General features: G+C 71.3%; 9 protein-coding genes. 4 read left to right on the forward strand and 5 right to left on the reverse strand.

Features of this window, described 5'->3' with window-relative positions:
• The first annotated feature begins 63 nt into the window (after positions 1–63).
• Both ACT3T5_RS01850 and pulA read left to right on the forward strand, forming a co-directional pair.
• A complete protein-coding gene (locus ACT3T5_RS01850) occupies positions 64–846 on the forward strand; it encodes a metal-dependent hydrolase (RefSeq protein WP_444593419.1) in 783 nt (260 codons plus the stop codon).
• A gap of 229 nt (positions 847–1,075) precedes the next feature.
• Positions 1,076–4,978 carry a pullulanase-type alpha-1,6-glucosidase gene (pulA, locus tag ACT3T5_RS01855; protein WP_444593420.1) on the forward strand — a complete coding sequence of 1,301 codons (3,903 nt, stop codon included), beginning with the start codon at positions 1,076–1,078 and terminating at the stop codon, positions 4,976–4,978.
• Between the two features lie 282 nt (positions 4,979–5,260).
• Here pulA and ACT3T5_RS01860 read toward each other — a convergent pair whose 3' ends face one another.
• Entirely contained in the window at positions 5,261–5,692 is a 432-nt protein-coding gene (locus tag ACT3T5_RS01860; RefSeq protein ID WP_444576493.1) for an Lrp/AsnC family transcriptional regulator, read from the reverse strand.
• A gap of 215 nt (positions 5,693–5,907) precedes the next feature.
• On the opposite strand from ACT3T5_RS01860, the gene ACT3T5_RS01865 reads away from it, so the two are divergent.
• Together ACT3T5_RS01865 and ctlX are read left to right on the forward strand one after the other, a co-directional pair.
• Positions 5,908–6,936 carry an ornithine cyclodeaminase gene (locus ACT3T5_RS01865; RefSeq protein ID WP_444593421.1) on the forward strand — a complete coding sequence of 343 codons (1,029 nt, stop codon included), beginning with the start codon at positions 5,908–5,910 and terminating at the stop codon, positions 6,934–6,936.
• Positions 6,937–6,938: 2 nt separating this feature from the next.
• On the forward strand, positions 6,939–7,934 hold the full coding sequence (ctlX, locus tag ACT3T5_RS01870) for a citrulline utilization hydrolase CtlX (protein ID WP_444593422.1): 996 nt from the start codon (positions 6,939–6,941) through the stop codon (positions 7,932–7,934).
• Here the strand turns inward: ctlX and ACT3T5_RS01875 are convergent.
• From ACT3T5_RS01875 to ACT3T5_RS01890, 4 genes are all read right to left on the reverse strand, one after another.
• Positions 7,912–8,514 carry an AAA family ATPase gene (locus ACT3T5_RS01875; RefSeq protein ID WP_444593423.1) on the reverse strand — a complete coding sequence of 201 codons (603 nt, stop codon included), beginning with the start codon at positions 8,512–8,514 and terminating at the stop codon, positions 7,912–7,914. The two genes, ctlX and ACT3T5_RS01875, sit on opposite strands and share 23 nt — an antisense overlap.
• A gap of 61 nt (positions 8,515–8,575) precedes the next feature.
• Complete coding sequence (locus ACT3T5_RS01880) at positions 8,576–10,735, reverse strand: iron ABC transporter permease (protein ID WP_444593424.1); 2,160 nt, start codon at positions 10,733–10,735, stop codon at positions 8,576–8,578.
• Entirely contained in the window at positions 10,732–11,775 is a 1,044-nt protein-coding gene (locus ACT3T5_RS01885; protein ID WP_444593425.1) for an iron-siderophore ABC transporter substrate-binding protein, read from the reverse strand. Before ACT3T5_RS01885 ends, ACT3T5_RS01880 begins: the two co-directional genes overlap by 4 nt.
• 175 nt (positions 11,776–11,950) lie before the next feature.
• On the reverse strand, positions 11,951–12,841 hold the full coding sequence (locus ACT3T5_RS01890; RefSeq protein WP_444576499.1) for an ABC transporter ATP-binding protein: 891 nt from the start codon (positions 12,839–12,841) through the stop codon (positions 11,951–11,953).
• Between the last annotated feature and the right edge of the window lie 21 nt (positions 12,842–12,862).

Consider the following 12,862-nt stretch of genomic DNA (forward strand, 5'->3'; position numbering starts at 1 on the left):
CCAGCGGTTCCGCCCGCACCCTTCCCCTGGTGAGGCCACGTCGACGATCTCCCGAGGAGGACGATGCCCATGATGGGCGGACACCACGCGATCAGCGGCACCGCCGCCTGGATGGCCCTGGCAGGCTCGGCCCCCGTGCTCGAGCACGTCGTCGGCCTGGATCTGTGGGACCTCGATCCCGCGCAGGTGACCGCCGGCGCCGTGGTCGCGACCGGCGCGGCCCTGCTGCCGGACATCGACCATCCCTCCGCCACGATCTCCCGCTCCGGCGGAGGCCTCACCAAGGCACTGACCCGCGCGGTCAGCACCGTGGCCGGTCATCGCGGCGCGACCCACACACTCCTGGCCGCGGCGCTCTTCACCGCGCTCGCGATCCTCGTGAACCGGCTCGACTGGCAGGTCGTCGTACCCGTGGTGGGCGAGGTCCAGGCCGGCGCCGCCCTGCTGGTCACCGCGATGTGCGCGCTGGGCACCCGGGCTCTGAAGATGGTCGAGGGTCGGCTGCTGCCCTGGATCGTGGGCGTGGCCTCCGGTCTGTTGGTCGCGGTCGTCGCGCCGGACACCTCGATCTGGCTCCCCGCCGCCGTGGCCGTGGGCGTGCTGGTCCATCTGATCGGGGACCTGCTCACCACCGACGGGATCCCCTTCCCCACCTGGCCGCTCGTGATCAAGCCCCCGAAGCGTCTCGCCTCCGGCATCTGGCAGCGCAGCGGCGACGTCGCCGTGCCGCTGCTGGGCGATGCGGGCAGCGCCCGGGAGTGGCTGGTGTGCACGGTGCTGACCGGATACGCCGTCGTCGCCACGGTCGCGACCGTGGCCGCGGCACCTTGGGTCCTCGCCATCTGAGGACGGAGACGAGGCACGACGCCACCCTTCGACATTCCTGCAACTTCTTGCAGATTCCGCCGAAGCGGTTGAGTCCGACGTTGGTGAACCGTAAGGTCGACGGGGACATCCGGGGCATAGACGCCCACGAGATGACTGCAAGTCTTGCAGAGCCGTCCTCCGCACGGCCTGCTGACGCACGAAGTCGCCGGTCCCCACCCGGCGCCTGCTCGAACAGAGGAGTCCCCGCATGCTCTCGCAGCGACACCACCCCGCACTCGCCGCTTCCCCCACAGCCGCCGCATCTCCCGCTCTCCGCCTGTTCGCCGTCGTTGTCGCCGCCCTGCTGGCGGGCGCGACGATGCTCGGCGCCGCGCCGGCGGTCCAAGCCGTGGGCCCGGCCGAGCCGGCCCCGTCGGTCGACGCTCCTCTGGTCACGCTGCCCGGTTCGCACAACCTGGCGATGGGCTGCGAGAGCGACTGGGCCCCCGACTGCACCGCGGCGGCGCTGACGCTGGACGAAGACTCCGGCATGTTCATCGGGACCTTCGATCTGCCCGTCGGCGACTACGAGTACAAGGTCGCGATCGGCGGCTCCTGGGACGAGAGCTACGGCGCTGGCGGCGTTCCCGGCGGGGAGAACATCGCCTACTCCACCGAGGGCGGCGAGGTCACCTTCTGGTACGACCCGAGAACGCACCTCGTGAGCTCGAGCGCCGAGGGCCCCATGATCACCCTCCCGGGATCCTTCAACGCGGCGCTCGGCTGCCCCGAGGACTGGATGCCGGACTGCCTGCGCACCTGGATGCAGGATGGGGATGGCGACGGGATCTACACCTTCACCACCTCCGCGCTGCCCACCGGTTCCTATGCGACGAAGGTCGCCCACGGCCTCTCCTGGGACGAGAACTACGGGGCCGGAGGAGCAGCAGGCGGCGACGACTACACGTTCTCGACTCAGGAAGGAAAGGTCGTGACCTTCTCCTACGACATCACCTCCCACGAGCTGAGCATCGAGGCCGAGGATCCGCTCACGGCGGGCAGCGGCAAGCAGCTCGCCCACTTCGTGGATGCTGACACGATCGCGTGGCCGTCCTCCCTGGCCCCGGACGATCCGGCCACGGCGAGCTTCGAGCTGTGGTCTGCGCCGGAGGGCGGGATCGCGGTGGCCGGCGGCGAGGTCACCGGCGGCGTCGCGCTCGGTGAGCTGACTCTGCGCGAGAGCGGCCTCACCGACGAGGAGCTCGCTGATCGCGGGCACCTGGCGGGCTTCCTCGCCCTCGATCTCACCGGCGTGGACCGGGCCGCTCTCGAAGAGGCCCTGACCGGCGAGCTGATGGTCGCCCAGCGCGGGGCCGACGGACTCGACGTGCTCACCGGGGTGCAGATCCCCGGCGTGCTCGATGCACTGTTCGCCGACGCAGCGGATGACGCGACCCTCGGCTCGGTGTTCGAAGGCGGCGCACCGACCCTGTCCCTCTGGGCTCCGACGGCCAAGAACGTGACTCTCGAGCTGGTCGAGGACACTGCGGCGTCGGACGATCTCTCGCAGGCACAGCCCACCGAAATCCCGATGGAGCGCACCGACGGCGGGGTGTGGACCGTGACCGGGGACGCCGACTGGGAGGACCTCGCCTATCGCTTCGCGGTCGAGGTGTTCGTCCCGTCGACAGGACAGGTGGAGACCAACGTCGTCACCGATCCGTACTCCACCGGCCTCACGCTGAACTCCACCCATTCGGTACTGCTGGACCTCTCGGACCCGCGCTGGGCACCGGAGGTGTGGTCGCAGATCGCCGCCCCGGTGGTCGAGCAGTTCGCGGACCAGACCATCTACGAGCTGCACCTGCGGGACTTCTCCGCCGCGGACGAGGCGCTCCCGGAGGAGCTGCGCGGCACCTACGCGGCCGTCGGCCACGAGGACTCCGCCGGCACGTCCCGTCTGCAGGAGCTCGCAGACGCCGGCATGACCACGGTGCACCTGCTGCCCACCTTCGACATCGCCACGATCGAGGAGGACCGGGCGAAGCAGGCCGTGCCCGAGATCCCCGCCGGTGCGGGGCCTGCCTCGACCGAGCAGCAGGCCGCTGTCTCCGCCGTCGCGGACCAGGACGCCTACAACTGGGGCTACGACCCGCTGCACTACATGGCTCCCGAGGGCTCGTACGCGACCGCGGGCCACCAGGTGGGCGGCGAGCGCACCGGCGAGTTCCGCTCCATGGTCGGGAACCTCCATGGCATGGGCCTCCAGGTCGTGCTGGACCAGGTGTACAACCACAGCGCCGCCTCCGGCCAGGACGACAAGTCCGTGCTCGACCAGGTGGTGCCCGGCTACTACCAGCGGTTGACCCTCGACGGCGGGGTGGAGAACTCCACCTGCTGCTCGAACGTCGCGACCGAGCACGTCATGGCGCAGAAGCTCATGGTCGACTCCACCGTGCTCTGGGCCCGCCAGTACCACGTGGACGGCTTCCGCTTCGACCTCATGGGTCACCACTCAGCCGAGAACATGCAGGCGGTGCGCGACGCCCTGGACGAGCTGACCCTCGACGAGGACGGCATCGACGGGGAGAGCATCTACCTCTATGGCGAAGGCTGGAACTTCGGGGAGGTCGAGGACAACGCCCGCTTCACCCAGGCCACGCAAGGGCAGCTCGGAGGCACCTCGATCGGCACCTTCAACGACCGGATGCGCGACGCGGTGCACGGCGGCAGCCCCTTCGACGCCGACAAGCGCACCTCGCAGGGCTTCGGCAACGGCCTGGTCACGATGCCCAACGGCTTCGCGGAGGTGAGCGAGGACGAGCAGCACGCGGATCTCCTGCGCCGCACCGACCTGATCCGCCTGGGGATGGCCGGGAACCTCGCGGACTACGAGCTGCTGGCCTCGACGGGCGAGACGGTGCGCGGCGACCAGCTGGACTACAACGGTGCCCCGGCGGGCTATGCGACCCGGCCCGAGGAGAGCGTCAACTACGTCGATGCGCACGACAACGAGGCGCTGTACGACATGAACGTCTGGAAGCTCCCGCAGGACGCCTCCCTGGACACCAGGGTGCGGATGAACACGCTCTCGCTGGCCACCGTGACGCTCGGGCAGTCGCCGTCGTTCTGGGCCGGCGGCACCGACCTGCTGCGCTCGAAGTCGCTGGACCGCGACAGCTACAACTCCGGCGACCATTACAACGCGATCGACTGGACCGGCGAGACGAACGGCTACGGCAACGGTCTCCCGGGCGAGGAGAAGAACGGCGAGGCCTGGGACCTCATGGTCCCGATGCTCGAGGATCCGTCCAAGACGCCGACGCCGACGGAGATCGCGCAGAGCAGCGACGTCACGCTCGATCTGCTGCGACTGCGCACGTCCTCGCCGCTGTTCACGCTCGGCGACGCGGACCTGATCCGCGAGAAGGTCACCTTCCCCAACGCCGGGGCCGACGCCACGGCGGGTCTGATGGTGATGCGCATCGACGACACCGTGGGCGCCGACGTGGATTCCTCGCTCGACGGGGTGGTCGTGGTCTTCAACGCCTCCGGCGAACCGATCACCGAGGCGATCGACGACATGGCCGGGCTCGGCTACGAACTCTCCTCCGTGCAGGCCGACGGCGCCGACGAGGTCGTCAAGCAGTCCACCTGGGATGCCACGACCGGCACCGTCATGGTGCCCGCGGCGACGGTGGCCGTGTTCGTCGCCCCGCAGGCCGGCGGAGAACCAGGCGACGGCAGCGACCCGGGCGACGGTGAAGAACCAGGCGACGGCGGAGAACCTGGCGACGGTGGAGAACCAGGCGACGGCAGCGACCCGGGCGACGGCGGTGAGCCGGCGGATCCTGCGGAGCCTTCCGTGCCGGTCGAACCGTCCGAGCCGACAGAGCCCTCCGCCGGCCCCGGCGACCAGGGCGATTCCGTCGAAGCACCCGACTCCTCACTGCCGACGGACTCCTCCGGCAACGCGGGGTCTGGTGACGGCCCCGAGAATGACGTCGCGAAGGAGACGGAGAACGGGGCCGACGAGGCTGCCGAGGCCGAGGACTCCGCACCACGCGGGCCGCTCGCTCGCACCGGCATCGAGCTGCTGCCTCTGGCCGCGGCGCTCGCAGTGACCATCGGCCTCGGAATCACGATGGTCGTCCGAGCCCGGCGCAGCTGAGACGCCGGGCCCGGCGACGCTCATACGCCGGGCTCGGCGCAGGCCGCACCCGACGCGCCGATCCATTCCCTCGATCCATACCGCCAACGGGACGTTTCAGTGGACTGGGTGGGCGTGCCGTGTGAGGTACGACGCGCGCAGCACCCCACCGCCCAACACGCCGAACCATTCCCTCGATCCATACCGCCAGCGGGACGTTTCAGTGGACTGGGTGGGCGTGTCGTGTGAGGTACGACGTGCGCAGATGGCGATGGCGGTTCGTTCTGGCCAGGACCCTGCTCGTCAGCGCAGCACCGAGCTGAGCAGCAAACTGGTCTCGCTGTTGACGACGCCGTCGATCGAGCGGATCCGGCGCAGCACGTCGTCGAAGGCGGGGAGGTCGGGGCAGGCGATCTCGGCGACCAGGTCCCACCCGCCGTTCGTGGTGTGCAGGTTCTGGATCTCGGGGAAGCCTCGCAGCAGCGTGATCACGCGGTTCGTGGAACGCCCCTCCACCTCGATGAAGGACGTGGCGCGCACGGTCGCGGTCTCGGCGTAGTCGCGCACCCGCACCGTGAAGCCCACGATCACGCCGCGTGCGGTGAGCTTCTCGATCCGGCTGGAGACGGTGGCGCGGGAGACCCCGAGCTGGGTGGCGAGGGTGGCGATCGGGGCGCGGCCGTCCTTCCGCAGCGCGGACAGCAGCCGTTCGTCGAGATCCGAGATGCGCTCCATGGACACAATGGTAGATCTGCTCGCGCAGTCTGCGCATCGACTAGGCAGATTTCGAGCGATCAGTCTCTACCGCCTGCCATCTGCGAAATCTACGCTGGAATCCACCACACCGGCGTGCGCCGAGTCTTCGGGAGCCCCGGAGCCCGGAACGTCGGCCCAGCTCACGACTCAATACACGACCTATCTCACGACCCAGCTCTCAGGAGGCGAGTGCGATGACCCAGCTGCTCGACGTCGCCGGCATGGCGCGATGGATCCGGCGCGATGGCGCCGAAGCGATCCTCGTGCGCATGACCGATTATCTCGAGGCGGACTACCGACGGTGGGAGCGCTTCGACAAGACCCCGCGAATCGCGAGCCACACCCCGCTGGGCGTGATCGAGCTGATGCCCACGTCCGACGGGGAGACCTACTCCTTCAAGTACGTCAACGGCCACCCGTCCAATCCGTCGCGCGGCTTCCAGACGGTCACCGCCTTCGGGGTCCTGGCCGACGTCGACACCGGCTATCCCACCTTCCTCGCGGAGATGACGCTGCTGACCGCGCTGCGCACCGCCGCGACGTCGGCCCTTGCGGCGAAGGCCCTCGCCCGGCCGGACTCGCGCACCCTCGCCCTGATCGGTGCCGGTTCGCAGTCCGAGTTCCAGGCCCTCGCCTGCCGCGGCGTGCTGGGCATCGAGGATCTGCGGGTGTTCGACATCGATGCGGCGGCGATCGAGAAGGTGCGACGCAACCTCGAGCCGCTCGGCTTCCGGGTGCATGCGGCGACCTCGGTCGATGAGGCGGTCCGCGGCGCCGACATCATCACCACCTGCACGGCGGACAAGGCCCGCAACACGATCCTGCGCGCGGACCAGGTGGCCCCGGGTGTGCACCTGAACGCCATCGGCGGGGACTGCCCCGGCAAGACGGAGCTCGACGCCGCGATCCTCGAAGGCGCCCGGGTGGTCGTGGAGTTCACCCCGCAGACCCGCATCGAGGGCGAGATCCAGCAGATGCTTGCGGACTTCCCGGTGACCGAGCTGTGGCAGGTTCTCACCGGCGCCGCAGTCGGCCGGTCGTCGGCCGAGGAGGTCACGGTGTTCGACTCCGTGGGCTTCGCGATCTCCGACTTCTCGGCGCTACGCTGCGCCCGCGACGCCACCGACGGCACCGACCTGCAGTCCGCGCTGGACCTGGTGGCCGATCCGGACGACCCCAAGGACCTCTTCTCCCTGGTGGACGTCCTCGCCCCGGTGAGCTGACGATGAGCGGGCAGGCACCCTCGCACGTCGTCCTCGTGCGCCCTCACCACTTCCATCCCAACGCGCAGACGGAGGCCGACAACGCCTTCCAGCGCCGCCTCGTCGCGCCCGACGCAGACACCGCCCGACGAGCGCGCGAGGAGGTCGAGGGCCTGGCCGCGGCTCTTGAGCGGGCCGGGGTGGCGGTGAGCGTCTTCGAGGACGAGGGCACCTCCACGCCCGACAGCGTGTTCCCCAACAACTGGCTGTCCACCCACGCCGACGGCACCCTCGGGCTGTACCCGATGTATGCCGCGAACCGTCGGGCGGAGCGCCGCGACGACATCGTGCAGCACCTGCGCACGCACTTCACGGTGCGCCGGGTGGCGGACTGGTCGGCCGCGGAGCGCGAGAACCGCTTCCTCGAGGGGACCGGAGCGATGGTGCTGGACCACCTCGCCCGCGTCGCCTATGCCTGCCGTTCCCGCCGGCTGGATGGCGGCCTGTTCGCGGAGGTCTGCGGCGACCTCGGGTACGACGCCGTCCTGTTCGACGCGACGGACTCTCGAGGGGTGCCGGTCTATCACACGAACGTGCTGATGAGCGTGGGGACCGAGGTGGCGCTGGTGGGCACCGGGATGATCCGGGACCGCTCCCAGCGGTCACAGGTCCGCGACCGGTTGCGGGCGTCGGGCCGCGAGGTCGTGGAGCTCTCCGAGTCCCAGGTGCAGGGCTTCCTCGGCAACTGCCTCGAGGTCACCGGATACGCCGGGACGGCCGATGAGGAACGGCTGCTGGTGCTGTCCACCCGTGCGGCCGGGCACCTCTCCCCCGCCCAGCGGAGCCGGATCGAACTCTCATGCCGGATCCTCGCCGTGCCGGTCCCGACGATCGAGGCCGCCGGCGGCTCGGTGCGGTGCATGATCGCGGGGATCCACCTGCCTCCACCTCAGGAAGTGTCCCCGATGAGGAAACCGGTCCTGCAGGCCGAGGCGGTCAGTGCTCCGCAGCCGTTGTGAGGTCCGCGAGCACGCGGGCGACCATGTCGTCCTCCGACAGATCCTCGCCGAGCACCTGCTCCCCGACGACACCGAGCACGTCGTGCTCCCGGGACCAGGAGGCGACCTCGCTGGCCGGGACCTCACCTCCGATCGTCTTGCCCGTGTGGCGGCGCAGGGTCTCCGCGAGGCTCACGTCGAGGTAGTAGACGAGGCACGGACCCTCATCGTCGGCGAGCATCTCCTCGAACATGTCTCCGTAGCGCTCGCTGCCGAAGATCCCCTCGACCACCGTGATTCGTCCGATCCCGAGGCAGTGCCGGGCCGTGGCCAGGATCAGCCCGGCGGTGTCACTGTTGGCGACATCGTGCTCCCACAGCAGCTCCCGGCGCAGATGGTCCTGGCCGATCACGGCGACCCTGCCACGCGGCAAGGACCGCTGCACACGACGCGCCACGGTGGACTTCCCCGAGGCGGAGTTGCCGCGCAATATCATGAGCGCCGGCACCGGGTGGGAGCCTGCGGGCGACTCGGCAGGCATCTCAGCAGGCACTGCGGCGGGCGGTGCGTCAGGCAGGGAAGCGGGCGCGGCGTCGGGCATGGGCACCATCCTCACACGGGCGCCCACCACAGCCGCTCACACGGGCACCTACCACGGCCTCTCACGCGCGCGAACGCCAGAGCAGCCACACGAAGTAGGGCGCGCCGATCAGCGAGACCAGCAGCCCGGCGGGCACCTGCGCGGGCGCGATGAGGGAGCGTCCCAGGGCGTCGGCCAGTCCCACGAGCACCCCGCCCAGCAGCATCGCGACCGGGATCGAGCGCAGGTGGCGGCCGCCCACGAGCGACCGTGCGAGGTGCGGGGCGACCAGGCCCACGAAGCCCACCACGCCGACGGCGACCACGCTGATCGCGGCGAGCACGGCGGCCAGGCCCAGCACCAGCACGCGGGTGCGCTGGAGCCGCACGCCGAGCAGCCGCGGCGAGTCCTCGTCGATCGCGAGCAGGTCCAGCTCGCGGTGCAGCGAGAGCATCACGGGCACCGCGATCGCGAGCACCACCAGCACAGGGGCCACGTCGCTCAGGGTGCGGCCGTAGGTGGTCCCCGACAGCCAGGTGAGGATCCGCGGGGTGTCCCAGGCGTTCGCCTGCAGCAGCAGGAAGGTGGTCAGCGAGCTCATCGCGTAGCCCACGCCGATGCCCACCAGCACGAAGCGCTCCGGGGCGAGGCCGCCGCGCCAGGCCAGCAGCGCGATGACGCCGAAGGTGGCGATACCGGCGGCCACCGCGACCCCGATCATCAGCGGGCGGCTGCCGCCGAGCGCGGTCACCACGATCACGGCGCCGAGGCCGGCCCCGGAGGTGATGCCCAGCAGGCCCGGCTCCGCGAGCGGGTTGCGCACGGTGGACTGGACCACGCAGCCGGCCAGGGCGAGGGCCGCGCCGGCGAGCACGGCCGCGCTCATCCGCGGCACCCGTTCGCCGAGAGCGCGCGCCACGAGCGTCGGCGCATCACCCTGGATCCACAGCGCGAGATCCCCGGTGCGCAGCCACAGGCTGCCGGCGAGCAGTCCCAGCAGTGCGATGCCGAGCAGCGCCGCGCCACTCGCCGCGAGCACGATCACGACCTGTCGGCGGGAACGCAGAGAGGTGCGCGCCTGCGGGGGCGGAACGCGCGAGCCGGAGTCCGGAAGCCGCCGGGCCAGCAGGATGATGATGATCGCGCCGAGCAGCGCGGTGGGGATCCCGGTCGGGACGGCGGTCGCACCCTGGGGGCCGAGGATCGCACGCACGACGGCGTCGGCCAGCAGCACCACGAGGGCGCCGATCAGGCCGCTGGCGGGGATCAGCAGGAGGTGCCGGTTCAGAGAGCGCACCACGCCGCCGAGCAGGCGGGCGAGCACGGGGGCGCCGAGGCCGACGAAGGCGATCGGGCCGGCGACCGTGACGGCGGTGCTGCTGAGCAGCACGGCGGCGAGCACGGCGATCACGCGGGTGGAGCGCACCGGCACGCCCAGGCCGGAGGCGGCGTCGTCCCCCAGCCCCAGCACGTCCAGGCGCCGGGAGAGCAGCAGTGCCAGGAGCAGCACCACCGCGATCACGGGCAGCGCCCGCAGCGAGGCGGTGAGGTTCAGCTGGGACAGCGAGCCGCTGCCCCAGGCATACAGGCCGGTGGTCTCGGCCTGGAAGAGGATCAGCAGCATCGAGGTGCCGGACTGCAGCGCCATCGCGACCGCGGAGCCGGCGAGGATCAGGCGCGTCGTGGAGGACGCCGCTCCCCCGGCGAGCGCCAGCACCACGGCGGCCGCGAGCAGCCCGCCGACGAAGGCGACCCCGCTCGAGGCCCACAGGGGAACGGCCAGTCCCAGCGCCGCCACCAGGGACAGGGCGAAGTAGGAGCCCGCGGTGACGGCGAGGGTGTCCGGCGAGGCCAGGGCGTTGCGGGAGACGGACTGCAGCAGGGCGCCGGCGCTGCCCAGGGCCACACCCACGGCCACCCCGGCGAGCAGGCGCGGCAGCCGTGAGGCGGTGAGCAGGTCGGCGATCGCGACCCCGCCCACGGTGTCCGCCCCGCCGGTGAGGTACGCCAGCAGGTCGCCGAGCCCGATCCCGGAGGTGCCCTGGGTCAGGTGCCAGGCACCGACCACGATCACGCCGAGCGCCAGCAGCACCAGAGTGGCGATCCCGCCGAGGATCCCGCCGGCCCCGACCCGCAGCGCCTCGCGGGGGCTGCGGGACGGGATCGATGCCGACGTCGGCGCCTGATCCGGGGCCGGCGGGTGCTCCGGCGCCGACGACGGGCTCGTCGCCGTCCGGCTCACGAGGCGGTCAGGATCTCGACGTAGGCATCGATGGCCTGCTCGGAGGAGCGAGGGCCGCCGAAGGTCCAGATCCCGGCGGGGAAGGCGAAGGCGCGGCCGTCCTGCACGGCGGGCAGGTTCGTCCACAGGTCGTTCTTCTCGAGCTCGTCGACGTAGTTCCCGGCGGGATCGTCGGTCGAGGTGTAGATGAGGTTGGCGTCCCCCACGGCGGTCAGGCCCTCGATGTCAGTCTGGCCCAGGCCGTAGGCGGGGTCGGTCTCGCCGGTCCACACGTTGGTCAGGCCCAGCTCCTCGCCCAGCGCTGTGAACAGGGCGCCCTCGCCGAAGGGACGGATCGTGACGTTGCCGCCGTCGACCCAGCCGTCGAAGTACACGAAATCGGTGTTGCTCAGGCCGGCGTCGGCCACCTCCTGCGTCGCCGCGGCGACGTGCTCGTCGAACTCGCTGAGCACCGCGTCGGCGCGCTCGGTGCGGCCGGTGGCCTCCGCGATCAGGGTGAACAGGCCCTTCATGGTGCCGATCGGATCGGAGGCGTCGGCCCCGACGGTCGCGAGAACGGGCACACCGAGGCTCTCGAGCTGGGCGACGACGGGGTCGTCCTTGCCGGTGGCCTCGACGATGATCAGGTCGGGATCGGCGGCGGCGAGGGCATCGAGGTTCGGCTCCCCGCGGGTGCCGACGTCCGCCGTGCCCTCGGGCAGCGTCTCGGCGGTGTCCCAGGTGCCGAAGCCTTCGGCGTCGGCGACGGCGACCGGGGCGACGCACAGGGTCAGTGCGTCCTCGACCTGCTGCCACTCCAGGACGGCGATCCGCTCGGCGGGCTTGTCGAGCTCCACGGGGCGGCCCAGGTCATCGGTGACGGAGACCGGCGCGGTCGAGGTCGTGGTGGAGTCCTCGGCGCAGGAGTCGCTGAGCGCGGCGGCATCCGAGGGTGCCCCGGCGTCCGCCTCGGGCACCTCGGTGGTGCCGCAGGCGGCCAGGGCCACGGCGGCTGCGCCGGCGGTGAGGGCGGCGAGGGCGCGGCGGACGGATCGGTTCATGGGGGCTCCTGGTGGATGGGCGGGCAGGCCGCAGGGGTCGCCCGACGACGGATGCGCGTCGGGCGCGGGACGGGCGGTGTGGCGGTGGGGCTGTGGGGCGGAAAGACGCAGAGAGAAGCGGAGGGGAGAGAAAGGCGCGGAGAGGAGGGAAAGGCGCGGTGGGGTGGAGGGCCCCTCAGACGGGGGTGGGGACCCTCGCACCGCGCCGACCCAGCGCGTCGATGCGCAGGCGACCGCTGCCGGGATCGGCGGTGACGTCGATGGGGATGTCGTAGACGTCGCTGAGGTGCTCGGAGGTGAGCACGTCCTCGGCCGCGCCGGTGGCGTGGATGCGGCCGGCGCTGAGCAGGATGACCTGGTCGGCGATGCGTGCGGCATGGTCGAGGTCGTGCAGCACGATGCCCACGGCAGTGCCGTGGATCTCGGCGAGATCGCGCACCAGGTCGAGAGTCTCGATCTGGTAGCGCAGATCGAGATGGTTCGTGGGCTCGTCCAGCAGCACGATGCCGGTGTCCTGGGCGAGGCAGGAAGCAAGCCAGACGCGCTGCATCTCTCCCCCGGAGAGCTCGCCGACCCCACGGGCGGAGAAGGCGGACACGCCGGTCAGCTCCATCGCGTGGTCGATCGCAGCACGGTCCGCATCGGTGAGGCCGGCGAAGCGCCGACGGTGCGGGTGCCTCCCGAAGGCGACCACGTCGCGCACCGACAGCCCCTGCGGGCTGGTGCGGGACTGGGAGAACAGGGTGAGCGCCTTCGCGAGCTCCTTCGCGCTGAGGAGGGACGTGCTGCGGGGCCCCTCGAGGCCGTCGAGCAGGATCTCGCCCTCGCCCAGGGGGTGCAGTCCCGCGAGCGAGCGCAGCACGGTCGACTTCCCGCTCCCGTTGGGGCCCAGCAGCGCGGTCACGGTGCCGGGGGTCAGCGCGATCGAGACGCCGTGGACCACGGGATGGCGGCCGTAGCGCAGATGCAGCTCCTGCCCGGTGAGGGCGGGGCGGAGAGCGGAGGGCGCGTGAGATGCGGCGGGCTCAGGAGCAGCGGAAGCTGGGACGGCGGAAGCAGGGGGCACGAAGGGAAGCGTAGCCTTACC

This window comes from Brachybacterium sp. AOP3-A1-3 (assembly GCF_052378285.1).
Taxonomy (GTDB): Bacteria; Actinomycetota; Actinomycetes; order Actinomycetales; family Dermabacteraceae; genus Brachybacterium.

Coding starts and splice junctions, on each gene's coding strand:
- ACT3T5_RS01850 (WP_444593419.1), top strand. CDS start 64: ATGCCCATGATGGGCGGACACCACGCGATCAGCGGCACCGCCGCCTGG.
- pulA (WP_444593420.1), top strand. CDS start 1,076: ATGCTCTCGCAGCGACACCACCCCGCACTCGCCGCTTCCCCCACAGCC.
- ACT3T5_RS01860 (WP_444576493.1), bottom strand. CDS start 5,692: ATGGAGCGCATCTCGGATCTCGACGAACGGCTGCTGTCCGCGCTGCGG.
- ACT3T5_RS01865 (WP_444593421.1), top strand. CDS start 5,908: ATGACCCAGCTGCTCGACGTCGCCGGCATGGCGCGATGGATCCGGCGC.
- ctlX (WP_444593422.1), top strand. CDS start 6,939: ATGAGCGGGCAGGCACCCTCGCACGTCGTCCTCGTGCGCCCTCACCAC.
- ACT3T5_RS01875 (WP_444593423.1), bottom strand. CDS start 8,514: ATGCCCGACGCCGCGCCCGCTTCCCTGCCTGACGCACCGCCCGCCGCA.
- ACT3T5_RS01885 (WP_444593425.1), bottom strand. CDS start 11,775: ATGAACCGATCCGTCCGCCGCGCCCTCGCCGCCCTCACCGCCGGCGCA.